This is a genomic window from Rhizobium sp. Rhizsp82 (genome assembly GCF_047325115.1).
Taxonomy (GTDB): domain Bacteria; phylum Pseudomonadota; class Alphaproteobacteria; order Rhizobiales; family Rhizobiaceae; genus Rhizobium.
Genome location: NZ_CP168570.1, coordinates 245,725 through 269,624 on the forward strand (window position 1 = coordinate 245,725; position 23,900 = coordinate 269,624).

Annotated in this window: 18 protein-coding genes; 12 read left to right on the forward strand and 6 right to left on the reverse strand. The window is 63.1% G+C overall.

What is annotated here, in order from left to right; all coding sequences use genetic code 11:
• Positions 1-148: 148 nt before the first annotated feature.
• The 7 genes from ACEN84_RS05955 to ACEN84_RS05985 all read left to right on the forward strand — a co-directional run bounded on the left by ACEN84_RS05955 (position 149) and on the right by ACEN84_RS05985 (position 11,742).
• Positions 149-2,611 (forward strand): glycogen/starch/alpha-glucan phosphorylase, encoded by a 2,463-nt coding sequence (locus ACEN84_RS05955; RefSeq protein ID WP_413710285.1) that lies wholly within the window; start codon positions 149-151, stop codon positions 2,609-2,611.
• Positions 2,608-4,815 carry a 1,4-alpha-glucan branching protein GlgB gene (gene glgB, locus ACEN84_RS05960; protein ID WP_199628981.1) on the forward strand — a complete coding sequence of 736 codons (2,208 nt, stop codon included), beginning with the start codon at positions 2,608-2,610 and terminating at the stop codon, positions 4,813-4,815. Before ACEN84_RS05955 ends, glgB begins: the two co-directional genes overlap by 4 nt.
• A 22-nt stretch (positions 4,816-4,837) precedes the next feature.
• Positions 4,838-6,100, forward strand: a complete 1,263-nt coding sequence (gene glgC / locus ACEN84_RS05965) for a glucose-1-phosphate adenylyltransferase (RefSeq protein ID WP_413710286.1) — start codon at positions 4,838-4,840, stop codon at positions 6,098-6,100.
• 4 nt (positions 6,101-6,104) lie between these two features.
• Entirely contained in the window at positions 6,105-7,547 is a 1,443-nt protein-coding gene (gene glgA / locus ACEN84_RS05970) for a glycogen synthase GlgA (protein ID WP_413710287.1), read from the forward strand.
• A 6-nt stretch (positions 7,548-7,553) separates the two neighbouring features.
• Positions 7,554-9,185 carry an alpha-D-glucose phosphate-specific phosphoglucomutase gene (locus tag ACEN84_RS05975; protein ID WP_413710288.1) on the forward strand — a complete coding sequence of 544 codons (1,632 nt, stop codon included), beginning with the start codon at positions 7,554-7,556 and terminating at the stop codon, positions 9,183-9,185.
• Positions 9,186-9,195: 10 nt separating this feature from the next.
• Entirely contained in the window at positions 9,196-11,166 is a 1,971-nt protein-coding gene (gene glgX / locus ACEN84_RS05980) for a glycogen debranching protein GlgX (RefSeq protein ID WP_413710289.1), read from the forward strand.
• Positions 11,167-11,256: 90 nt separating this feature from the next.
• Positions 11,257-11,742 (forward strand): MaoC family dehydratase, encoded by a 486-nt coding sequence (locus ACEN84_RS05985; RefSeq protein WP_112719715.1) that lies wholly within the window; start codon positions 11,257-11,259, stop codon positions 11,740-11,742.
• Positions 11,743-11,779: 37 nt separating this feature from the next.
• Here the strand turns inward: ACEN84_RS05985 and soxG are convergent, their stop codons facing one another.
• Genes soxG through ACEN84_RS06010 form a run of 5 tightly spaced genes read right to left on the reverse strand, consistent with a single transcriptional unit; the run spans position 11,780 to position 17,316 of the window.
• Positions 11,780-12,328 (reverse strand): sarcosine oxidase subunit gamma family protein, encoded by a 549-nt coding sequence (gene soxG / locus ACEN84_RS05990; protein ID WP_413710290.1) that lies wholly within the window; start codon positions 12,326-12,328, stop codon positions 11,780-11,782.
• Complete coding sequence (locus ACEN84_RS05995; protein WP_413710291.1) at positions 12,321-15,314, reverse strand: sarcosine oxidase subunit alpha; 2,994 nt, start codon at positions 15,312-15,314, stop codon at positions 12,321-12,323. The genes soxG and ACEN84_RS05995 overlap by 8 nt, the downstream gene beginning before the upstream one ends.
• The gene (locus ACEN84_RS06000) at positions 15,311-15,649 is read right to left on the reverse strand and encodes a sarcosine oxidase subunit delta (protein WP_130282178.1); all 339 of its coding nucleotides are present in this window, start codon (positions 15,647-15,649) and stop codon (positions 15,311-15,313) included. The genes ACEN84_RS05995 and ACEN84_RS06000 overlap by 4 nt, the downstream gene beginning before the upstream one ends.
• Positions 15,650-15,661: 12 nt before the next feature.
• Positions 15,662-16,063, reverse strand: a complete 402-nt coding sequence (locus ACEN84_RS06005; protein ID WP_112719719.1) for a hypothetical protein — start codon at positions 16,061-16,063, stop codon at positions 15,662-15,664.
• Positions 16,063-17,316 (reverse strand): sarcosine oxidase subunit beta family protein, encoded by a 1,254-nt coding sequence (locus ACEN84_RS06010; protein ID WP_413710292.1) that lies wholly within the window; start codon positions 17,314-17,316, stop codon positions 16,063-16,065. Before ACEN84_RS06010 ends, ACEN84_RS06005 begins: the two co-directional genes overlap by 1 nt.
• Before the next feature lie 181 nt (positions 17,317-17,497).
• Here ACEN84_RS06010 and ACEN84_RS06015 point away from each other — a divergent pair, with 181 nt between their 5' ends.
• From ACEN84_RS06015 to ACEN84_RS06030, 4 genes are all read left to right on the forward strand, one after another.
• Entirely contained in the window at positions 17,498-18,181 is a 684-nt protein-coding gene (locus tag ACEN84_RS06015; protein ID WP_112719721.1) for a response regulator transcription factor, read from the forward strand.
• A complete protein-coding gene (locus tag ACEN84_RS06020) occupies positions 18,178-19,530 on the forward strand; it encodes a sensor histidine kinase (protein WP_413710293.1) in 1,353 nt (450 codons plus the stop codon). Before ACEN84_RS06015 ends, ACEN84_RS06020 begins: the two co-directional genes overlap by 4 nt.
• A 71-nt stretch (positions 19,531-19,601) precedes the next feature.
• Positions 19,602-20,162, forward strand: coding sequence for a methyltransferase domain-containing protein (locus tag ACEN84_RS06025; protein WP_130282188.1), 561 nt, complete (start codon positions 19,602-19,604; stop codon positions 20,160-20,162).
• Positions 20,163-20,228: 66 nt separating this feature from the next.
• A complete protein-coding gene (locus ACEN84_RS06030; RefSeq protein ID WP_413710294.1) occupies positions 20,229-21,215 on the forward strand; it encodes a FecR domain-containing protein in 987 nt (328 codons plus the stop codon).
• On the opposite strand, the gene ACEN84_RS06035 is transcribed toward ACEN84_RS06030, so the two are convergent.
• On the reverse strand, positions 21,212-23,389 hold the full coding sequence (locus ACEN84_RS06035; protein WP_413711267.1) for a CHASE2 domain-containing protein: 2,178 nt from the start codon (positions 23,387-23,389) through the stop codon (positions 21,212-21,214). The two genes, ACEN84_RS06030 and ACEN84_RS06035, sit on opposite strands and share 4 nt — an antisense overlap.
• Before the next feature lie 268 nt (positions 23,390-23,657).
• Here ACEN84_RS06035 and rpsU point away from each other — a divergent pair, with 268 nt between their 5' ends.
• Complete coding sequence (gene rpsU, locus ACEN84_RS06040) at positions 23,658-23,870, forward strand: 30S ribosomal protein S21 (protein ID WP_003585885.1); 213 nt, start codon at positions 23,658-23,660, stop codon at positions 23,868-23,870.
• Positions 23,871-23,900: the final 30 nt, after the last annotated feature.

Genomic DNA, 23,900 nt, shown 5'->3' on the forward strand with positions numbered 1-23,900 from the left:
GAAGGTTTCGCAAATTTTTGCTTTGGTTAAATCGGCTGTTGCAAGTGCTTGGTAACGGTGCATAAACTGACAGTATTCGTGTGTGTGACAAAGCGATTACCTCAGGCATAACATACTGAAATCCAATCAAAATTGGCGAGACCTGACGATGAACACAGCTTCCAAGCCGACCATCCCCTCCCCCGCTCCTCGCAGCTCCCGGCCTGAAATTCTTGCAGAAGAAATTATTGAGCGCCTCACATACCGCATCGGCAAGGATGCCAAAGTCGCCAAGCCGCATGACTGGCTGACCGCCACGATCCTCGTTGTACGCGACCGCATCATCGACAAGTGGATGGACTCCACGCGCAAGGTTTACGCCACGGGCGACAAGCGCGTTTACTATCTATCCCTCGAGTTCCTCATCGGCCGCCTGATGCGCGATGCCGTCTCCAATCTCGGCCTGATGGAAGAGGTGCGCGATGCGCTGACCTCTCTCGGCGTCGATATCAACGTCATTGCCGGCCTTGAGCCGGATGCCGCTCTCGGCAACGGCGGCCTTGGCCGTCTCGCCGCCTGTTTCATGGAATCGATGGCAACGGTTGATGTCCCCGCCTATGGCTATGGCATCCGCTATGTCCACGGCCTGTTCCGCCAGCAGCTGGCCGACGGCTGGCAGGTCGAGCTGCCGGAAAGCTGGCTCGCCCACGGCAATCCCTGGGAATTCGAGCGCCGCGAAAGCGCCTATGAAATCGGCTTCGGCGGCGCTGTGGAAGTCGTCGGCGATCACGATGGCGAACCGCGTTATGTCTGGAAGCCCGCCGAGCGCGTCATCGCCGCCGCCTTCGATACGCCGGTGGTCGGCTGGCGCGGCAAGCGCGTCAATACGCTCCGCCTCTGGTCGGCCCAGCCGATCGATCCGATCCTGCTCGACGCCTTCAATGCCGGCGACCATATCGGCGCGCTGCGCGAGAGCAACAAGGCCGAAAGCCTGACCCGCGTTCTCTACCCGGCAGACGCAACGCCCGCCGGGCAGGAGCTGCGCCTACGCCAGGAATTCTTCTTCTCGTCCGCTTCACTGCAGGACATCCTGCGCCGCCACCTGCAGCAATATGAGGATTTCACCTCGCTGCCCGACAAGGTCGCGATCCAGCTGAACGACACGCACCCGGCGGTCTCGGTGGCCGAGCTCACCCGCCTGCTCTGCGACGTTCACGGCCTCGATTTCGAAACCGCCTTCGATATCGTCCGCCGCACGATCTCCTACACCAACCACACCCTGCTGCCGGAAGCGCTGGAAACCTGGCCGATCCCGCTCTTCGAGCGCCTGCTGCCGCGCCACATGCAGCTGATCTATGCGATCAATGCCAAGGTTCTGGTCGAGGCGCGCCGCGAGAAGAACTTCTCCGACACCGAAATCCGCTCGATCTCGCTGATCGACGAAAGCGGCGATCGCCGCGTGCGCATGGGCAACCTCGCCTTCGTCGGCTCGCATTCGATCAACGGCGTCTCGGCGCTGCATACCGACCTGATGAAGGTCACGGTCTTTGCCGACCTGCACAAGCTCTATCCTGACCGCATCAACAACAAGACCAACGGCATCACGCCGCGCCGCTGGCTTCAGCAGTGCAATCCGGGGCTGACGGGCCTGATCCGCGAAGCGATCGGCGACGAATTCATGGACGACGCAGAGAAGCTGAAGCCGCTCGATAAGTTCGCGAGCGATCCGGCTTTCCAGCAGAAGTTCGCCGCCGTGAAGCGCGCCAACAAGGTGGCGCTCTCCAATCTCGTTGCCAGCCGCATGGGCGTGAAGCTCGATCCGTCGGCGATGTTCGACATCCAGATCAAGCGCATCCACGAATACAAGCGCCAGCTGCTGAACGTCATCGAAGCCGTGGCGCTCTACGACCAGATCCGCTCGCATCCGGAAATGGACTGGACGCCGCGCGTAAAACTCTTCGCCGGCAAGGCGGCGCCGAGCTATCACAATGCCAAGCTGATCATCAAACTGATCAACGATGTGGCCCGCACGGTCAACAACGACCCGGCCGTCCGTGGCCTCCTGAAGGTCGTCTTCGTGCCGAACTACAACGTCTCGCTGGCCGAAGTCATGGTTCCCGCAGCCGACCTTTCCGAGCAGATCTCGACGGCCGGCATGGAAGCATCCGGCACCGGTAATATGAAATTCGCACTGAACGGCGCACTGACCATCGGCACGCTCGATGGCGCCAATGTCGAAATGCGCGACAATGTCGGCGACGACAACATCGTCATCTTCGGGCTGCAGGCCGACGAAGTGGCTAAGGTGCGCAGCGACGGCCACAATCCGCGTGAAATCATCGAAAGGTCGCGCGAGCTGTCTCAGGCGCTCGCCTCGATCGCCGGCGGCGTCTTCTCGCCTGACGACCGCAACCGCTACACCCAGCTGATCGACGGCATCTACTCGCACGACTGGTTCATGGTCGCCGCCGATTTCGACGCCTATGCCGCTGCCCAGCGCGAGGTCGACCAGATCTGGAACAACCAGTCGTCCTGGTACACCAAGACGATCAACAACACGGCACGGATGGGCTGGTTCTCCTCCGACCGCACGATCCGGCAATATGCCGACGAGATCTGGAGAGCCGGATGAAAACGCCGAAAGCCACCCCTGAGGTAAAGCGTCCCTGGGAAATTTCGGCAGACGAAATCGCGGCGATTCTCGCTGGCTCGCATGCAAATCCTTTTGCCGCGCTCGGCGTGCATCAGGCGGGTGACAGCTATGCCGCCCGCTGCTTCATTCCCGGCGCGGAGGAAGTCACCGCCATGTCGCTCGATGGCACTGTCATCGGCGAACTGACACAGCTTCACCCGGATGGCTTCTTTGCCGGACCGGTGAAACTCACCAAGCAGCAGCCGGTGCGCTATCGCGCCCGCAAAGGCGATGCGGAATGGGCCGTCACCGACCCTTACAGCTTCGGCCCGGTTCTCGGCCCGATGGACGACTATTACGTTCGTGAAGGCTCGCATCTGCGCCTTTTCGACAAGATGGGCGCCCACTGGATCAAGCATGAAGGCGCGCAAGGCATCCACTTCGCCGTCTGGGCGCCGAATGCCCAGCGCGTCTCCGTCGTCGGTGATTTCAACAATTGGGATGGCCGCCGCCACGTCATGCGCTTTCGCTCCGGCGCCGGCATCTGGGAGATCTTCGCCCCTGATGTGCCGACCGGTGTGCCCTACAAGTTCGAGATCCGCGGCAATGACGGCGTGCTCTTGCCGCTGAAGGCCGACCCCTTCGCCCGCCGCAGCGAGCTGCGCCCGAAGACCGCTTCGGTCACCGCGCCGGAACTTCTGCAGGAATGGGAGGATGCCGCCCATCTCAAACACTGGCGCGAGACCGACAAGCGCCGCCAGCCGATCTCCATCTACGAGGTCCATGCCGGCTCATGGCAGCGCCGCCAGGACGGCACGTTCCTGTCCTGGGATGAACTCGCCAATACGCTGATCCCCTATGTCACGGATATGGGCTTCACGCACATCGAATTCCTGCCGATCACCGAACATCCCTACGACCCCTCCTGGGGCTACCAGACGACCGGCCTCTATTCGCCGAGCGCCCGCTTCGGCGAGCCGGAGGGTTTTGCTCGTTTCGTCAACGGCTGCCACAAGGTCGGCATCGGCGTCATCCTCGACTGGGTGCCGGCGCATTTCCCGACCGACGAGCACGGCCTCGGCTGGTTCGACGGCACGGCGCTTTACGAGCATGAGGATCCCCGCAAGGGCTTCCATCCGGACTGGAACACGGCGATCTACAATTTCGGCCGCACCGAAGTCCTCTCCTATCTGGTCAACAACGCGCTCTACTGGGCCGAGAAATTCCATCTCGACGGCCTGCGCGTCGATGCCGTCGCCTCGATGCTCTATCTCGACTATTCGCGCAAACACGGCGAATGGATCCCGAACGAATATGGCGGCAATGAAAACCTCGAGGCCGTGCGCTTCCTGCAGGACATGAACATGCGCATCTACGGGGAACACCCCGGCGTCATGACCATTGCCGAGGAATCGACGTCCTGGCCCAAGGTCTCGCAACCCGTCCATGAAGGCGGCCTCGGCTTCGGCTTCAAGTGGAACATGGGCTTCATGCACGACACGCTGAGCTACATGAAGCGCGATCCCATTCATCGCCGCCATCATCATAACGAACTCACCTTCGGCCTGCTCTACGCCTATTCCGAAAATTTCGTCCTGCCGCTCTCGCATGACGAAGTCGTGCACGGCAAAGGATCGCTGATCGCCAAGATGCCGGGCGACGACTGGCAGAAATTCGCAAACCTGCGCGCATATTACGCCTTCATGTGGGGCTATCCCGGCAAGAAGCTGCTGTTCATGGGCCAGGAATTCGCCCAGTGGAGTGAATGGAGCGAGGCGACCTCGCTCGACTGGAACCTGCTGCAATACCGCATGCATGAAGGCATGCGCCGCCTGGTGCGCGATCTCAACCTCACCTACCGCTCGAAGCCTGCACTTCATGCCCGCGATTGCGAGGGCGAAGGCTTCGAATGGCTGATCGCCGACGATCACGAGAACTCGGTCTTCGCATGGCTGCGCAAGGCACCGGATCAGAAGCCCGTGGCCGTCATCACCAATTTCACCCCTGTTTACCGCGAGAACTACTCGATCCGCCTGCCTTTCGAGGGGCGCTGGCGCGAAATCCTCAATACCGATGCCGATATCTATGGCGGCAGCGGCAAGGGCAATGGCGGGCGCGTGCAAGCCGTCAACGCCGGTGGCACCATCGCCGCCACGATCACCTTGCCGCCGCTGGCGACGATCATGCTTGAACCCGAGACTTGAAGACTGGTGGGAGGAGTAGACTATGGTAGAGAAGCGCATTCAGCCACTTGCCCGTGATGCAATGGCTTACGTTCTGGCCGGCGGTAGAGGAAGCCGCCTGAAGGAACTCACCGACCGCCGAGCCAAGCCTGCGGTCTATTTCGGCGGCAAGGCGCGCATCATCGACTTCGCGCTGTCCAACGCGCTGAATTCCGGCATCCGCCGCATCGGCGTCGCCACCCAGTACAAGGCGCACTCGCTGATCCGCCACATGCAGCGCGGCTGGAACTTCTTCCGGCCGGAACGCAATGAGAGCTTCGACATTCTGCCGGCCTCCCAGCGCGTTTCCGAAACGCAGTGGTATGAAGGCACCGCCGACGCGGTCTATCAGAACATCGACATCATCCAGGATTACGGCGTCGAGTACATGGTCATCCTTGCCGGCGACCACGTCTACAAGATGGACTACGAATACATGCTGCAGCAGCATGTCGATTCCGGCGCCGACGTCACCATCGGCTGCCTTGAAGTGCCGCGCATGGAAGCGACCGGCTTCGGCGTCGTCCATGTCGACGAGACCGACCGGATCATCGACTTCGTCGAGAAGCCCGCTGATCCGCCATCGATCCCCGGCAAGCCGGAAAGCTCCTTCGCGTCGATGGGCATCTATGTCTTCCACACGAAGTTCCTGATCGATGCCCTGCGGCGCGATGCCGCCGATCCGAATTCCAGCAAGGACTTCGGCAAGGACATCATCCCCTATATCGTGAAGAACGGTAAGGCCGTCGCCCACCGCTTCGCCCAGTCCTGCGTCCGTTCCGATTTCGAGAACGAGCCCTACTGGCGTGACGTCGGCACGATCGAAGCCTACTGGCAGGCCAATATCGACCTGACGGCTATCGTTCCCGATCTCGATATCTACGACAAGTCCTGGCCGATCTGGACCTATGCCGAGATCACCCCGCCGGCGAAATTCGTCCACGACGACGAGAACCGCCGCGGTTCGGCAACGTCCTCGGTTGTCGCCGGCGATTGCATCATTTCGGGCGCCAGCCTCAACAAGAGCCTTCTCTTCACCGGCGTTCGCGCTAATTCCTATTCGAAACTGGAAGGCGCGGTCGTTCTGCCGAGCGTCAAGATCGGCCGCCGCGCCCAGCTGAAGAACGTCGTGATCGATCATGGCGTCGTCATCCCGGAAGGCCTCATCGTCGGTGAGGATCCGGTACTCGATGCCAAGCGCTTCCGGCGGACTGATAGCGGTATTTGCCTGATCACGCAGCCCATGATCGATAAGTTGGATCTTTAAACATATGAAAGTCCTTTCGGTTTCGTCCGAAGTCTTCCCTTTGATCAAAACAGGGGGGCTCGCCGATGTGGCGGGCGCCCTGCCCATCGCTCTCAAGCGGTTCGGTATCGAGACGAAGACCCTCATGCCCGGCTATCCCGCCGTCATGCGGGCCATTCGCAATCCGGTCGTCCGCCTTCAGTTCGATGATCTCCTGGGAGAGCCTGCGACGGTTCTGGAAGTGCAGCACGAGGGTCTCGATATCCTCGTGCTCGATGCCCCCGCCTATTACGATCGCCCGGGCGGTCCCTATCTGGACCAGACCGGCAAGGACTATCCCGACAACTGGCGGCGCTTTGCCGCCCTGTCTCTGGCAGGCGCCGAGATCGCTGCCGGCCTGATGCCCGACTGGCGCCCGGATCTCGTCCATGCCCATGACTGGCAGGCGGCACTCACGCCCGTCTACATGCGCTACTACCCGACGCCGGAACTGCCGAGCGTTCTCACCGTCCACAACATCGCCTTCCAGGGCCAGTTCGGCGCCGAGATCTTCCCCGGTCTTCGCCTGCCGCCGCATGCCTTCTCGACCGAGAGCATCGAATATTACGGCCATATCGGCTATCTCAAGGGCGGCCTGCAGACTTCTTGGGCGATCACCACGGTCAGTCCGTCCTATGCGGACGAAATCCTGACGCCGGAATTCGGCATGGGTCTCGAGGGCGTCATCGCCAGCCGCCGCGACGCGCTGCACGGCATCGTCAACGGTATCGACGCCGATATCTGGAACCCGGCGACCGACCCAGTCGTCCACACCCATTACGGCCCGGCGACGCTGAAGAACCGCGCCGAGAATCGCAAGTCGATCTCCGAATTCTTCCGCCTGCACGACGACGACGCGCCGATCTTCTGCATCATCAGCCGCCTGACCTGGCAGAAGGGTATGGACCTGATCGCCGCGACGGCCGACCAGATCGTCGCGCTCGGCGGCAAGCTCGCCATTCTCGGCTCCGGCGATCCGGCGCTCGAAGGCTCGCTGCTCGCCGCTGCCGCCCGCCATCCCGGCCGCATCGGCATCTCGATCGGCTATAACGAGCCGATGTCCCACCTGATGCAGGCCGGCTGCGATGCGATCATCATCCCCTCGCGATTCGAGCCATGCGGCCTGACGCAGCTCTATGGCCTGCGCTATGGCTGCGTGCCGATCGTCGCCCGCACCGGCGGCCTGAACGACACGGTAATCGATGCTAACCATGCCGCGCTTGCGGCTAAAGTTGCGACAGGAATACAGTTTTCTCCCGTCACGGCTGAGGGTATGCTACAGGCCATCCGCCACGCGATGACGCTCTATGCGGATCAAAAAGTCTGGACCCAACTGCAAAAGCAGGGCATGAAATCGGATGTCTCGTGGGAGAAGAGCGCCGAACGCTACGCTGCCCTGTATTCAAGCCTCGCCCCGAAAGGCAAGTGACAGAAAATGAACAAGTCCGTATCCACCACGCCCTACCAGGATCAGAAACCCGGCACCTCGGGTCTCCGCAAGAAGGTCCCGGTCTTCCAGCAGCCGAACTATGCTGAGAATTTCATCCAGTCTATTTTTGATTCGCTGGAAGGCTACCAGGGCAAGAGCCTCGTCATCGGTGGTGACGGACGCTACTACAACCGCGAAGTCATCCAGAAGGCGATCAAGCTCGCCGCCGCCAATGGCTTCGGCAAGGTCATCGTCGGCAAGGGCGGCATTCTCTCGACGCCCGCCGCTTCCCACATCATCCGCAAGTACAAGGCGTTCGGCGGCATCATCCTGTCTGCCAGCCACAATCCCGGCGGCCCGACCGAAGATTTTGGCATCAAGTACAATGTCAGCAACGGCGGCCCGGCCCCTGAAAAGATCACCGACGCGATCTATGCGCGAACCAAGGTTATCGACAGCTACAAGATCGCCGACTTCTCCGACGTCAATATCGACCGCATCGGCAAGGAAGAGCTTCCGGGCGGCATGATCCTCTCGGTCATCGACTCGGTCGAAGACTACGCCGCGATGATGGAAGAGCTGTTCGATTTCGGCGCCATCCGTAACCTGATCAGCCTCGGCTTCCGCATCGCCTTCGATGCGATGAGCGCCGTCACCGGCCCCTATGCCAAGGAAATCTTCGAGAACCGCCTCGGCGCGCCGCTCGGTTCCGTGCGCAATTTCATGCCGCTGCCCGATTTCGGCGGCCACCACCCGGACCCGAACCCGGTTCACTGCAAGGAACTCTACGACGAGATGATGGGCGACGACGCCCCTGATTTCGGCGCAGCCTCCGACGGCGACGGCGACCGCAACCTGATCGTCGGCCGCGGCATCTTCGTCACCCCGTCCGACAGCCTGGCGATCCTCGCCGCCAACGCCAACCTGGCGCCCGGCTATTCGGGCGGCCTCGCCGGCATCGCCCGCTCCATGCCGACCTCGGGCGCCGCTGACCGCGTCGCCGAAAAGCGCGGCATCGGCATCTACGAAACGCCGACCGGCTGGAAGTTCTTCGGCAACCTGCTCGACGCCGGCATGGCGACGATCTGCGGTGAGGAAAGTGCCGGCACCGGTTCGAACCACGTCCGTGAAAAGGACGGCCTCTGGGCCGTGCTGCTCTGGCTGAACATCCTTGCCGTGCGCGGCGAGAGCGTTCAGGACGTCGTCACCCAGCATTGGCAGACCTACGGCCGCAACTACTATTCGCGCCACGACTACGAAGGCGTGGATACCGATGCCGCAAACGGCCTGATAGACAATCTGCGCGCCCAGCTTCCGACGCTGCCGGGCAAGACCATCGGCAGCCTGACGGTCGAGAAGGCGGACGATTTTGCCTATCACGATCCGGTCGACAAGTCGGTCAGCGAGCACCAGGGCATCCGCATCCTCTTCAAGGGCGGCTCGCGCGTCGTCTTCCGTCTTTCCGGCACTGGCACGTCTGGCGCAACCCTGCGCGTCTATATCGAGCGTTACGAGCCGGATTCGAGCCGGCACAATATCGAAACGCAGGAGGCGCTGGCCGACCTGATCGCCGCCGCGGAGGCCATCGCCGACATCCGCAAGCGTACGGGCCGGGACGCACCTTCCGTCATCACCTGACCGGGGGCACATGCGGGCAGACAACAGGGCACAAGGCGGCGCCGTTCTTTTCGAAACCGGCGTCGAGTTCACAGTCTGGTCGCACCACGCCGCAGAGATCCAGCTCTGCCTTTTCGACAAGAGCGGCAACAAGGAAGTCGCGCGCCTGCCCATGGCGCGCGAGGACGGCCACTTCCACCGCCTCTTCGTCGACAACCTGAAGGAGGGCGCGCGCTACGGCCTGCGCGCCGATGGCATCTATTCGCCTGATAACGGCCTCTGGTTCGATCCCTCGAAACTCCTCGTCGACCCCTATGCCAAGGAGCTGGACCGGCCGTTCAAGCACAATCCGCGCCTGGGCATCTTGGGCGAAGACACCCAGGATCTGATGCCGAAGGCGATCGTCACCCGCGATCAGAAGGCAAAGCCCGGCAAGCCGCTTTTCCGCTCTGGCGGTTTCATCTACGAAGTGGCCGTGAAACCCTTCACCATCCTGCACCCTGATGTACCCGAAAAGCAGCGCGGCACGGTCGCGGCGCTGGCCCATCCCTCGATCATCGCCCACCTGAAGCGGATCGGCGTCGATGCGATCGAGCTGATGCCTATCACCGCCTGGATCGACGAGCGCCATCTGCCGCCGCTCAATCTCACAAATGGCTGGGGCTATAACCCTGTCGCCTTCATGGCGCTCGATCCGCGCCTCTGCCCTGGCGGCATGGCCGAGCTCAGGGATACGGTCGCCAAGCTGCATGCCGAAGGCATCGCCGTCATCCTCGACCTCGTCTTCAACCATACCGGCGAGAGCGACCGCTATGGCACGACGCTGTCGCTGCGCGGTCTGGACAACCTCTCCTTCTACCACCACCTGCCCGGCCGCAACGGCGAACTCGTCAACGACACCGGAACCGGCAACACCGTCGCCTGCGACCACCCCTATGTTCGACAGCTGATCATCGACAGCCTCAGCCATTTCGTGCTCGGCGCCGGCATCGATGGCTTCCGCTTCGATCTGGCGCCGGTCCTCGGCCGGACCGCCAACGGCTTCGAAGGCCGCGGCCAGACGCTGACCGCGCTCCTCGCCGACGAAATCCTTGCCGACCGCGTCATGATCGCCGAGCCCTGGGATATCGGCCCCGGCGGCTACCAGCTCGGCAATTTCCCTGCGCCCTTCCTGGAATGGAACGACCGCGTCCGCGACGACATCCGCTGCTATTGGCGCGGCGACGACTGGAAGACCGGGCCGCTCGCAACGGCACTCGCCGGCTCCTCGGATATTTTCGGCCGCGATGGCCGCCAGGCGACCCGCAGCGTCAATTTCCTCGCCGCCCATGACGGCTTCACGCTGAAAGACCTCGTCTCCTATAACGGCAAGCACAACGAGGCGAATGGCGAGGCCAACCGCGACGGCCATAACGAGAACCACTCGTGGAACAACGGCGTCGAGGGCGAGACGAAATATCCCGATATCAACGCCAGACGCCGCGCCGACCTGATGGCGCTGATCGCCACGCTCTTCGCCAGCCGCGGCAGCATCATGCTGACGGCAGGCGACGAAGGCGGCCGCACCCAGCGCGGCAACAACAACGCCTATTGCCAGGACAACGAGATCACCTGGGTCGACTGGAAGACGCTGGACGACGAGCTGATCGCCCACACGGCCTTCGTCTCCAGTCTCAGAAAGCGCTTCTCGGTCTTCTCCGAAAGCAACTTCTTCACCGGCAACGGCGATGTCGCTTGGCTCTCTCCGTCGGGTCAACCGATGACGACGGGCGAATGGGAAACACCGAACCTTGCCTCTTTCGGCATGATGCTCGCGACCCGGGACGGAACCGCGCGCAAGATCGTGCGCCTTGCCATCGCTTTCAACCGCTCGAACGATCCCCTTCCCTTCACGCTACCGGCCGGATCCGGATGGCGCGAGCTCAGCCGCTCGGGCAGCAAAAAAGTGGCGGCGGCAGTAACCCTTCCCGCCCGCAGCGCTATGTTCTATCTGGAAAATTAGGCTTCCCGGCCATCCCCGGTGAATCCTTGTCGCAAACGTCACAAAGGCGCGATAAGGCTTCACGCCTGCGGCCGTTTTGACGAGGACTGAATGGGTAAGGAAATTGCACTCGCCGACGTGATGGGTCTCGTCGGCACCGAGACCGGCGTGTCCGACTGGATCACGGTCGACCAGACGATGATCGACGCCTTCGCCGGCGCCACCAACGATCACCAATTCATCCATACCGATCCGGAACGCGCGGCCGCCGAAAGCCCCTATGGCGGAACGATCGCTCACGGCTTCCTGACGCTCTCGCTGCTCTCGGCGATGAATTTCGACGCCCTGCCGAAGATCCGCGAACAGACGATGGGCATCAACTACGGCTTCGACAAGATCCGCTTTATGTCGCCGGTCAAATGCGGCGCCCGCATCCGCGCCCGCTTCACCCTCGCCGACGCCCGCCTGCGCGGCGCAGCGATGATGATGACGACCTACGAAGTGACGGTCGAAATCGAAAACGAGAAGAAGCCCGCGCTGACGGCGACCTGGATCACCATCGCACAGTTTGATCCGAAGGATCGGCCGGAGGTCTAAGAAGGAGCCGCCGGATCACTCCGGCGGCAATAGCAATTTAATGCGCCGCGTCTTCCGCGCCATCGGCGAGCAGGCCGAAGACGAAGTCGGCGAAGGAGCGCCAGCACTCGACGCGGAACGTATCGTCCTCCGTGCGGAAGATGACGATCTCGGCCTTGCCGAAGATGGTGCGCGAGCAGGCTCCAACCGGGAAAGCGGCAAGCGACAGGTCCTGCGGGCAGCCGGAGGCGAGCGCCAGTTCGGCGCCCGGGCCGGAAACGATGATGCCGACATTGCGGTGCGAGACATCGGTTGCCGAATGCAAGACGCCGGCACCGGCAAGCGCACCCATAAGGTCGCCGCCATTCTCGTCGATGACCAGCCATTCATCCGGACCGATCCAGAGAACCGAGCGGCCATTGGCGCGGCCGGAGGTCTTCGGTGCGTTCGGGATGGTAACGCCGAGCGCCGACGACAGGGCCGAAAGCGAAGCCTGCGGCGCACGCAGCGCAACGCGGGTGGCGTTTGCAGCGGGTGTCAGGCGTACGGCCCAGGAGCCGCCCTGACGGCCGGCGAGAACGGATCTACGGGTTGCGGTCTCAGCCATTGATCCGGCCTCCTTCCTTGTCAAAGAACACCATGTCAGTCACCTCGACGGCGATCGTCTTGTCCGGCATCGGGATATAGAGCGTCTCGCCCATGCGCGCGCGGCCACCGGCGACAAGCGCGAAGGCGATCGACCGGCCGCAATTTTCCGACCAGTAGGATGAGGTCACGTGGCCGAGCATCGTCATCGGCTTCGGCTCGTTCGGATTGGCGACGACCTGCGCGCCTTCTTCCAGAACGACCTTCGGATCCTTGGTGACGAGACCGACCAGCTGCTTGCGGCCTTCCTTCGTCAGGTCGATGCGCTTCAGGCCGCGGATACCGACGAAATCGGTCTTCTTCTTGGACACAGCCCAGGAGAGACCGGCATCGTCAGGTGTCACCGTGCCGTCGGTATCCTGACCGACGATGATGTAGCCCTTTTCGGCGCGCAGCACGTGCATCGTCTCGGTACCGTAGGCGCAGGCTCCGAGCGGCTCGGCATTGGCCCAGACAGCTTCGAGAACGGCCTGGCCGTAATCGGCAGGCACGTTGATTTCGAAACCGGCTTCACCGGTGAACGAGACGCGGAACAAACGGGCCGGAACACCCATGACCTTGCACTCGGCAACGCTCATGTGCGGGAAGGCTTCGTTGGAAATATCGACGCCTTCAACGAGCGGAGCGATGATCTCGCGCGCCTTCGGACCCTGAACCGCGATAACCGCCCATTGTTCGGTGACCGAGGTCAGCCAGACGTTCAAATGCGGGAACTCAGTCTGCAGGTAGTCTTCCATGTGGTTGAGAACGCGCGGCGCACCGCCGGTCGTCGTCGTCACGTGGAAGCGATCCTCGCTGAGGCGGCCGACGACGCCGTCGTCGTAAACGAAGCCGTCTTCACGGGTCATGATGCCGTAGCGGCACTTGCCGGGCTTCAGCGTGTCCCAGGCGTTGGTGTACATCAGGTTCATGAACTGAGCCGCATCGGGACCGACAACCTCGATCTTGCCGAGGGTCGAGGCGTCGAAGACACCCGCGACGTCACGCGCCGTCTTGCACTCACGCGCAACGGCCTGATGCATGGTTTCGCCCGCACGCGGATAGAACCAGGCACGCTTCCAGTTGCCGACGTCCTCGAACACGGCGCCCTGGGCCTCTTCCCACTGGTGGAGCGGCGTCTTGCGCGTCGGATCGAACAGCTCGCCGCGCGAATGCGCAATCAGCGTGCCGTAGGTAACTGGCGTATAAGGCGCGCGGAAGGTCGTGAGGCCCACCTGCGGAATGTCCTTGCCCAGCATTTCGGCGGCAATCGCCAGGCCGTGCATGTTGGACAGCTTGCCCTGGTCGGAAGCCATGCCGTTCGTCGTGAAGCGCTTGATGTGCTCGATCGAATGCATGCCTTCGCGAACCGCGAGGCGGATATCCTTGGCGCAGACATCGTGCTGGAAGTCGATGAAAGCCTTGGCGCTGGTCTCCGGACCCGCACCCTCGGCAGCGCCGATCATGCCGCCCGTCCACTGGAAGGCCTGCTCGGCCGAGATGCTGATCTTGCCGCCAGCCTGCTTGCCCGATGCCTGTGCCATCAGTTCACCGGCAGCGAGCGACTCTTCGATCGTCTGCTGCAGATCGTCGGTACCGTTGCAGGCGCCGACAGAGAGGCATTCCTGGGCGTAGGTGCCCGGCAGGAAACGCTCGGTTTCCGGCTCGAACTTCACCTTGCCGCGCGACTGCGAGAACAGATGCACCGATGGCGTCCAGCCGGCCGAAACCAGCAGCGCGTCGATGGCGATCTTGCGCGGCGAACCGCCGCCATTGCGCACGACGCTCATCGAGGAGACGCGCAGCTTGCCTGCCGTGTCGATGACGGCATGGCCGGGCAGCACTTCGATGCCGAGCGAACGTGCCTCGGCGAGAACAGCGGCACCCGGCTGCGGACGGCAATCGACGATCGCGGCAATCGCCACACCGGCGCGCTTCAGATCGAAGGCCGCTTCATATGCCGAGTCATGCGCCGTATAGACGCCAACCTTGGCGCCGACTGCAACCCCGTACTGGTTGAGATACATGCGGGCGGCGGAGGCCAGCATGATGCCCGGACGGTCGTTGTTGGCGAACACCATATGGCGCTCGATCGAGCCGTTGGCGAGGATGACGCGCTTGGCACGGACCTGCCACAGACGTTCGCGCGGCAGATCGCGACCGGGCTTGGCCATATGGTCGGTGACGCGCTCGGCAAGCGCGATGAAATTGTGGTTGTAATAGCCGAACGCAGTCGTGCGGGTCAGCACCTGGACATTGTCCATCGAGCGCAGCTTGGCAGCCGTCTGTTGCGCCCAGGTGTAACCGTCGACGCCGTCGATCTTCACGCCGCTGTCGTAGCGCAGCGCGCCGCCGACATCGGCCTGCTCGTCGCAGATGATGACACTGGCACCGGCTTCCGCAGCCGCAAGTGCCGCCGAAAGACCGGCAACGCCGGCACCGGCAACCAGCACGTCGCAATGCGCATAGCGGCTGGCATAGTGATCGGGATCGGCTTCGGTTGGCGCAACACCGAGACCAGCCGCACGGCGGATCATCGGCTCATAAATGTGCTTCCACGCAGCCTTCGGCCACATGAAGGTCTTGTAGTAGAAGCCGGCCGCGAAGAAAGGCGACATCAGATTGTTGACGCCGCCGATGTCGAAGGCCAGCGACGGGAAGCGGTTCTGCGACTTGACGATCATGCCGTCGAAGACTTCCTGAACCGTGGCGCGCACGTTCGGCTGTTTGCGGGCGCTGTCGCGGGCAACGTCGATCAGCGCATTCGGCTCTTCCGCACCGGCCGACAGGATGCCGCGCGGACGGTGATACTTGAACGAGCGGCCGACGAGGTGAATGCCGTTGGCAATCAGCGCCGAGGCGACGGTATCGCCTTCAAGCGCGGTATAGCTCTTGCCGTCGAAGGTGAAACGAGCGGTCTTGGCAGGCGTCAGGCGGCCCTTGCCGGCAATACGGTTTGCGCCACTCATTTCGCGTCTCCCTCGGTCGCTTGGGTTTCGACGGGGGCGTGCGGGATGGTGGCCGCGCCAATATCCGGCTTCGGCTCGCCTGCCTTGTACGTCTTGATGAATTTGTCGCTGATCGTGTCGCGCGCCGCATTGAAGAAGCGGCCGCAGCCATGCATGTGGCGCCAGCGCTCGAAGATCAGGCCCTTCGGGTTGTCGCGCAGGAAGAAATATTCCTCGAAAGCCTCATCGGAGATCGAGGCGATATCGGTAGGGCGGGCGATATGCGCATCGCCGGCGCCGCGGAATTCGAGCTCGGAGCGCTCTTCCTGACAATATGGGCAGTAGATCAGTAGCATTTGATACCCGTCTTAGAGTTCCGATCCGGACACGATGGTTCCGGGAGGTTGATTGCAAAGCCGCCTGCCAAGCGCGACATAGGGGCCGATCCGTTTGAGCAGCTGCTCGAAATTGTCATAGGGCTTCAGCACATCCGTTATTCCGATATTTGCGAAAGCCATTCCGTATAAGTCCGTGTCGATCACGTAGGCCCGGTCTTTGGAGCCACCCTCCGACGGCAGGAAATAGACCGCCGGCTGGTGGAAAACGAAAGCGCAGGCGAGCATCCCGCTATCTGCGACAAAGGGCCAATCCTTCTCGCCCCCTGCCCGCTCGATCTTCTGAAGCCGGAAATCCTGGGCTTCCGGCACGACATTGCCAGCGGGCACCGCCCCCATGACAAGTCCTGCCGAAAGGAGGACCTCCGCAATCATCAGTGCGCAACGGCGGCAGCCGCTGCCTCGTCGATCAGGCGGCCGGTGCGGAAGCGGTCCAGCGTCAGCCCGGCATTGAACTTGTGCGGCTCATCGCGGGCGATGAGATGCGCAAACAGGTTCGCCGAACCCGGCGTCGCCTTGAAGCCGCCGGTACCCCAGCCGCAGTTGACATAAAGACCCGGAACCGGCGTCTTCGACTGGATCGCCGAACGATCCGGCGTGTTGTCGACGATACCACCCCACTGGCGCATCATCTTGACGCGGCGGAACATCGGGAAGAGTTCGCAGATCGCGTCGAGCGTATGCGTGATGATCTGCAGGCCGCCGGTCTGCGAGTAGGAATTATACTGGTCCGTACCGGCGCCGATGACGAGCTCGCCCTTGTCCGACTGCGAAATATAGGCATGCACCGTGTTCGACATGACGACGCAGGGGAAGATCGGCTTCAGCGGCTCGGAAACCAGCGCCTGAAGCGGGCTCGACTGCAGCGGCACGCGGACATCGGCCATGTTCATGACGACGGTCGAGTGACCGGCAGCGGAAACGCCGATCTTCTTCGCGCCGATATAGCCGCGATTGGTCTCGACACCGGTGACGCGCCCGTCCGGTCCGCGGCGGATGCCGGTGACTTCGCAATTCTGGATAATGTGGACGCCGCGGTCGGAGGCAGCGCGAGCATAGCCCCAGGCAACCGCATCGTGACGGGCCGTGCCACCGCGGCGCTGCAGGGCGGCGCCATTGATCGGGTAACGCGCCGTCGCCGAGATATCGAGCGGCGGGCAATAGGCCTTGGCTTGCTCCGGCGTCAGCCACTCATTGTCGATGCCATAGAGGCGGTTCGCATGGATATGGCGCTTGAAGGACTGCTGGTCGTGTACATTGTGCGAGAGCATCATCACGCCGCGCGGCGAGTACATCACATTGTAGTTGAGGTCCTGGGAGAGGTTCTCCCAGAGCTTCATCGAATGCTCGTAGATGTGCATGCTCTCTTCATAGAGATAGTTCGAGCGGATGATGGTCGTGTTACGGCCGGTATTGCCGCCGCCGAGCCAGCCCTTCTCGAGCACCGCGACATTGGTGATGCCGTGCTCCTTGGCAAGGTAATAGGCAGCGCCCAGACCATGGCCGCCGCCGCCGACGATGATGACGTCGTATTCCGCGCGCGGTTCCGGAGAGGTCCACTGCTTCTCCCAGCCCTTGTGGGCTCGCAGGGCTTCTCTCGCAACGGCAAAGACCGAGTATTTCCGCATCCGCCATCATCTCCTTCAGGGACAGGCATTCTTCTTCGTGGCAATACAAATCGCAAATCCAAATGCGGCACAACGTTTCTTTTGCGACGTGGACAGGCTTTTGTTTGACATGCGCGAAATCGCTGACCGCGCGTCATGTTCACGCAATGTTGGGCAGGCATGCCGCTGCAGGGAGATTACCATGCGGTTGCTGCTAGCCGAAGACGAAGCCGAGCTTGCCGCCGTTTTGTCGGCGGCGCTGCAGAGCCACGACCTCGTCGTCGATCATGTCGCGACACTGGCCGATGCTGCCGAAGCACTGAAATCCAACCGCTACGATGCCTTGCTGCTCGATCGCAGCCTGCCGGATGGAGACGGCCTGTCGCTGCTCGGCCAGGGCCGCAGCGCCACCCTCAACGCCAGCACGCCGGCAATCATGCTGACGGCCCGCGGCGATCTCGCCGACCGGATCGAAGGGCTGGACAAGGGCGCCGACGACTATCTCGCCAAACCGTTTGCGACCGCCGAACTGATGGCACGGTTGCGCGCCGTGCTTCGCCGGCCGGGTACGCTGGAAACCGCACCGCTGAAGCTCGGCGCGCTGACATTCGATATCCTTAACCGCGAGGCCAGTGTCCGTGGCATTCCGCTCGTTCTGCCGCGCCGGGAGCTCCTGGTGCTGGAGGCGCTGATGCGCCGTGCCGGTCGGACCGTCGAACGCTCGGTGCTGGAAAATGCCGTCTACGGCATCGACGACGAGATCCAGTCGAACGCGCTCGATACGCATGTCTCCCGCCTGCGCCGCCGGCTGGAAGCCGCCGAAGCCGGTGTCGATATCCACACGATCCGCGGCGTCGGCCACCTTCTCAGGCAGACGCATCCATGAACCGCCGTTTCCCATCGCTGAAATGGCGGCTGATCCGGCGCCTCGTCGCACTACAGGCCCTGACCATCCTGTCGCTGGGAACGGCCTTTGTTCTCGGCCTCTGGAGCATGGGCTTCATCGGCATCATTGCGCCGGATGAAGACGCCATTGCCAATGTCGCTTCGTCGATCGCCTGGTCCGAGAAAGGCGACCTTACGATCCGGAGCACGGCGGAGCTGGAGAAGGAGCGGACGGCGCCCGGCTTCTGGTTCATCGCCCGCAACGCCACGGGAAGCACCGTTTCCGAAGGCGCAGTTCCTGATGAGTTCAGGACGATCGCCGCAATCGGCGCCGGCATTTCGGAAGCGCGTTTCAATGGAGACGAACGAAAAGCCGATTCCATTGCTGCCAGAATGCAGGTTCTCGATACCCCTCACGGTCCGCTGACCGTGATCCTGGGACGCCAGGGCATCCTGCCGCCCGGTCGGCTGCTGCTGACACTGACCGCCCTCGCCTCAAGCGCGGTCTTTCCTGCGATCCTGCTGACCGGATTGATCACCATGGCCGTGACGCTGCTTGTGATGCGCAGCATCCCGCGCGATCTGGAAACCCTGGCAGCCGCTGCCGGGCGGATTACCGCGGAGCAGCGCGATTACCGCCTGCCGCTCGACGCAGTTCCAGCGGAGATCGCGCCGCTGGTGACCGCCATGAACGAGACCCTGACGCGTCTGGAACAAGCCTATACGCGGCAGAAGCGCTTCATGCTCTCGGCCGCCCATGAGCTGCGCACGCCGATCGCCATCCTGCAGACGCGGATCGAAACGATGGAGCGGAGCGCCGCCACCGAAAAGCTTCTTGAAGACCTCGCCCGGCTCGCGACCCTCACCGAACAGTTGCTCGACCTGCAAAGGCTGAACAGCGAACCGGCGCAGCTGAAACCGGTCGATCTTGCCGCGCTCGCCAGACGCCAGGTCGCAGACCTCGCGCCGCTGATCGTCGCAGCCGGATACGAAGCGGACTTCGACATCCAGTCGCAGCCGCAGACGATCATGGCCGATCCATCCTCTATCGAGCGCGCCATCGCCAACCTTGTGCAGAATGCCATCCGCCATGGCGGGCGGCGCGGCATGATCAGCATCCGCGTCTCGGCTCCGGCGGAAATCTCGGTAACGGACGATGGCCCGGGCATCGCGCCTGCCGATCGCGAGCGGATCTTCGAGCCCTTCCAGCGGCTGTCCGCCGATCGCGCCGGCATCGGTCTCGGCCTGCATCTCGTCCGCGAGATCGTCGAATTTCACGGTGGCGAAGTGCGCGCCGGGGAAGCGCCCGGCGGCGGCGCGCGTTTCACCATGAGTTTTCCGGTGGTCTGAGGCCGCACGCAATGTCCACATCACGTGAGCTCTCCAAGACGGGCGTCAGCAAAAGCCCCGGAGAGCTCACGATGACCAAAACCTTCCTTGCAACCTTTCTGAAGACGCTGTTCGCGGCGCCGAAAACCGTCGGAGCGATCGCGCCATCGGGCTCCGGCCTCGCGCGTCTGATGACCTCGGAGATCGATCCCGCGGCAGGTCCCGTCCTCGAGCTCGGGCCGGGAACAGGCATCTTCACCCGGGCCCTGATCGCCCGCGGCATGTCGCCAAGAAATCTCACGCTGGTCGAGGTCGAGACCAGCTTCGTCAATCTGCTGCGCCGCCGCTTTCCGCAGGCAACCGTCCTGCAGCACGACGCCCGGCGGCTGCATCAGCTGGACCGTGGGGATTTCGCAGCCGTCGTCAGCGGTCTGCCGCTGCGCAACATGAGCGAGGAGACGATCCATGCGATCGTCTCCGGCGCCTTCTCGCTGATGCCGCGGGGCGGCCGCTTCTATCAGTTCACCTACGGCCAGCGATGCTCGGTCCCGGCCCCCGTTCTGCGCTCGCTCGGGCTGCAGGCGCGCAGGCTCGGCCGCGTTCAGCTGAACCTGCCGCCCGCCTCGGTCTACTGCCTTTCCAGACAGGGTTAGCCCAAGAGGGCAGGCAGACCCGCCAATGCCGCACATGCTAATATCCATATGTGTGAGGGGTATTTCATGTTGCGTTTGCGTTGCGCCATCGTCGTGGCGCTCGGTCTGTTGTTGCTGAATGCCTGGACGGCCGCCGCTGCGGAGCCTGTCGGCGAAGCTGTGCAGATCAAGACGGAAGTCACCGGCGAGCAAGGCCCCCTCATCGTCAGCTCCTCCGTCTATCGCGACGAGCGCATCCGCACGTCGCAATCCGGCCTCGGCCAGTTCGTTTTCCGCGACGGTACCAAGCTTGCCGTCGGCTGGGGTTCGTCGGTGGTCATCGACCGCTACGTCTTCGACGATTCCGATTCCGTGAAGCGCCTCAGCATCAAGGCCGCCAAGGGCACCTTCCGCTGGATCAGCGGCAGCTCGAAATCGTCGGCCTACCAGATCCTGACACCGGCCGGCACGATCGGCGTGCGCGGTACCGCCTTCGACTTCTATGTCGGCCCCGATGGCACGACGGCGGTGGTGCTGTTGAATGGCGCCGCGCAATTCTGCGGTCCCGGCGGCTGCCGCCAGCTGACGCAGCGCTGCGATTGCGTGGTCGCCAAGCGCAACGGGGCGATGACGGACGTAAGGCCTGTCGACCGCAACGTGCTCGACACCCTGGGCACGGCACGCGCCCTGCCGTTTCTCTCCGGCAACCAGCGTCTTTCCGGAATGATGGGAACGAGCTGCGGCATGACCGCGGCTCTCCGCGACCGGCGCGATCCGGTCGCCCCTGCGCCCCGCGTCGCGCCACCACCACCTCCGCCCCCGGAAAAGCCGCCGAAACCGCACAAGCCGGATAAGCCGCACAAGCCTCATAAGCCCGAAAAGCCGCACAAGCCTGACCGGCCGGACAGACCGGATAGGCCAGACAGGCCGGATCGTCCCGACCGCGATCACCACGGCAATCACGACCGCGGCGACGATGACCACGGAAGAGGCGATCGCGACGGCGACCGGGGCAATGACAGGGATCGCGGCGGCTGGGGCGGCAAGGGCCGCGGCTGGAGCAACAACCGCTAGGTCGCCGCCCGAGGCTGCTCATCCGCCTCCGTATCCGCGTGGCGGAAGTGATCGGCGCGCCGCGCCAGCTTGCGATAGAAATCCGGCAATTGCGGCGAGACGATCTTGGCCCGCAGACGCACCGCGCTTGCAAGCCGCCGGAGCTTCGACGAGCGGATGCGCAGCGCCGCCAGCAATTCATTGTGCAGGCTGCGCAATTCCTCAAACTCCGCAGAGGCGGCAAGCTCGGCATCGCCGACGACGGCAAAGAGCTCGGTGCGCGTACTCTTGCCCTTCAGCCCCACGGCCCCGGCTTCGAGGAGGGCGATCTCCGGCTGGCGCCGCGCTGTCTCCTCGGAGATCAGAATATCGAAGCCGACCTCTTTGCAGGAGGATTCGATGCGTGCTGCGACATTCACGGCATCGCCGACGGCCGAGTAATTGAAGCGCGTTTCCGCCCCCATATTGCCGACGCAGGCAATGCCGGTGTGGATGCCGATGCCGATCCCGACCGGATTTTCCGTGCCGAAACCGAAGGCATCCGTCGCGTTCAGCCGCTCCAGCGTCTCGCGCATGGCCAGCGCCGCGCGCACCGCCTTGGCCTCATGATCGGCGACATCAACGGGCGCATTCCAGAACGCCATGATCGAGTCGCCGATGAACTTGTCGAGCGTCCCCTCGTTCTCGATCACATGGCGGCTCAATGCATCGAGCAGCGTGTTGAGGAAGCCGACGACGGCGGTCGGCGCCAGCCGCTCGCTGATCGCCGTGAAATGCCGGACGTCGACGAACATCACGGTGAGCTCACGATCATCACCGCCGAGCCGCAGCGCATCGCGGTTATGCTCGATCCGGTAGAGCAACGACGGCGAGAGATAATGACCGAAGGCACGCCGCACCTCGCGCCGCTCGCGGTCGATGACCAGGATGCGGAAGGAGGTCGCGGCGAAATGGGTGATCGATCCGCCGACGATCGGCGCCAGCGGATCGAAGAGCAGGCCGAGCGCCGAGAAGCAGAACCAGGAAGCCGCAAGCGCCAGCGCCGTAATCGCCAGACCGCAGACGAGCGCGACGGCCGGGCTGACGAAGGTGGTGACGAAAACCAGCAGCGTGCCGAGCACAGCGATCGACAGGATCTCCAGCCCATCGGCCCAGTCCGGCCGCGACAGGAAATGGCCGGACAGGATCTGCTCGGCCGTCTGCGCATGCAGCGAAACACCCGGCACGTTCTCGCCGAGCGCCGTGGTGCGGATATCCTGAAGTCCCGCGGCCGAAGTACCGACGAAGATGATGCTGCCATTAATCGCCTCGGCGACCGCAGGCGGCGGATCGGCCGCTCCGAGGATCAGCCGGGCGGAGATATAGCGCTCGGCCCGATCGGGCGTCACATAAAGCCAGAGCTCACCGGCAGAGGTAACGGGGACAACGAAATCGCCGATCTTGGCCGAGGTCATGACACCAGCAATTCCAGGCGCGCCGGCAAGCACATAGGTCGATGCCCGCTGCGCGACGCGCAGCGCCTCCATCGCAAGATTGGGATAGAACTGATTGCCGTCGCTGACGAAGAGCGGAACCGCGCGCACCACGGGCGAGGGATTGCCGGGATTGAGGCTGATATGCCCGATCCCCGCGGCATTCTCAGCCAAACCCGGCCGCAATGGTGTCGCGGCGGAAAGATGCGGCAGGGCCGAGGCCGGATCCTCGCCGGTGAAGGCGAAGCCTGCCTTGACCGGTGGCCGGTAATCGCCCTCGTTGGAAAGACCGAAGCCCAGCACCACGGGCTTGCCGGCGATCGCATCGGCAAAGATCTGATCGTTGTCGGGGAGCCTGGCGATGACGTCAGGCGCAATCCCCTCGATCCCCGCGGCCAGCGAGCGCGGCGACAGCCGGTCCGGCTCAGCAAACAGCATGTCGAAGGCGATGGCCGCCGCACCCAGGTCCGAGAGCCGCCGGACAAGCAGTGCCAGCCGGTCGCGCGGCCAGGGCCACTGGCCGAATTCCTTCAGCGATGCCTCGTCGATATCGATGACATGAACCGGCACCGGCTCGAAGGGCCGCGGCGCAATCCGCTGATACTCGTCGAAAGTGACATCCCGCGCCTGCTGCAGCAGCGGCGGATCGCTCGCCCGAACGGCGGTCAGCGCCGCAACGATCAACAGACCGATGAAGACGCCGATTTGCTGCGTACGCGTCATAAACATGCAGCGCCCTTGAGCTTGAGCCGCAAATCTACGATGCTTTCCGGGGAAAGACCATTCGCCCGTATGGATGGGTTTCGGTCTTGCAACCTCGGCGCCAATCCCCATTTTTTCCGTGAAAGCCGCTATCCCGGCTGGACTTCACCAATCCGATCTGCTATCCCGCATCACCAATCGCAAGGCTCTCGCCGCGCGAACGTTATGTTTTTGCCTCTGGCGCCGTGTCGCCTCATGGCGCAACCAAAACCAAAGGAACGTGATTCTCGTGCAGGTACTCGTCCGCGATAACAATGTTGACCAGGCTCTCCGCGCTCTCAAGAAGAAGATGCAGCGCGAAGGTATTTTCCGCGAAATGAAGATGCGCGACTATTACGAGAAGCCGTCGCAGAAGCGCGCTCGCGAAAAGGCTGAAGCCGTTCGCCGCGTTCGCAAGCTGGCTCGCAAGCGGGCACAGCGCGAAGGTCTGGTTGCACGCTAAGGCGTTGCCGTCGTTATTTCGACGTTTTCA

Coding starts and splice junctions, on each gene's coding strand:
- soxG (WP_413710290.1), bottom strand. CDS start 12,328: ATGGCTGAGACCGCAACCCGTAGATCCGTTCTCGCCGGCCGTCAGGGC.
- ACEN84_RS05985 (WP_112719715.1), top strand. CDS start 11,257: ATGGGTAAGGAAATTGCACTCGCCGACGTGATGGGTCTCGTCGGCACC.
- glgA (WP_413710287.1), top strand. CDS start 6,105: ATGAAAGTCCTTTCGGTTTCGTCCGAAGTCTTCCCTTTGATCAAAACA.
- ACEN84_RS06035 (WP_413711267.1), bottom strand. CDS start 23,389: ATGACGCGTACGCAGCAAATCGGCGTCTTCATCGGTCTGTTGATCGTT.
- glgC (WP_413710286.1), top strand. CDS start 4,838: ATGGTAGAGAAGCGCATTCAGCCACTTGCCCGTGATGCAATGGCTTAC.
- ACEN84_RS06020 (WP_413710293.1), top strand. CDS start 18,178: ATGAACCGCCGTTTCCCATCGCTGAAATGGCGGCTGATCCGGCGCCTC.
- ACEN84_RS06030 (WP_413710294.1), top strand. CDS start 20,229: ATGTTGCGTTTGCGTTGCGCCATCGTCGTGGCGCTCGGTCTGTTGTTG.
- ACEN84_RS06015 (WP_112719721.1), top strand. CDS start 17,498: ATGCGGTTGCTGCTAGCCGAAGACGAAGCCGAGCTTGCCGCCGTTTTG.
- ACEN84_RS06000 (WP_130282178.1), bottom strand. CDS start 15,649: ATGCTACTGATCTACTGCCCATATTGTCAGGAAGAGCGCTCCGAGCTC.
- ACEN84_RS06010 (WP_413710292.1), bottom strand. CDS start 17,316: ATGCGGAAATACTCGGTCTTTGCCGTTGCGAGAGAAGCCCTGCGAGCC.
- ACEN84_RS06005 (WP_112719719.1), bottom strand. CDS start 16,063: ATGATTGCGGAGGTCCTCCTTTCGGCAGGACTTGTCATGGGGGCGGTG.
- ACEN84_RS06025 (WP_130282188.1), top strand. CDS start 19,602: ATGACCAAAACCTTCCTTGCAACCTTTCTGAAGACGCTGTTCGCGGCG.
- ACEN84_RS05955 (WP_413710285.1), top strand. CDS start 149: ATGAACACAGCTTCCAAGCCGACCATCCCCTCCCCCGCTCCTCGCAGC.
- glgB (WP_199628981.1), top strand. CDS start 2,608: ATGAAAACGCCGAAAGCCACCCCTGAGGTAAAGCGTCCCTGGGAAATT.
- ACEN84_RS05975 (WP_413710288.1), top strand. CDS start 7,554: ATGAACAAGTCCGTATCCACCACGCCCTACCAGGATCAGAAACCCGGC.
- glgX (WP_413710289.1), top strand. CDS start 9,196: ATGCGGGCAGACAACAGGGCACAAGGCGGCGCCGTTCTTTTCGAAACC.
- ACEN84_RS05995 (WP_413710291.1), bottom strand. CDS start 15,314: ATGAGTGGCGCAAACCGTATTGCCGGCAAGGGCCGCCTGACGCCTGCC.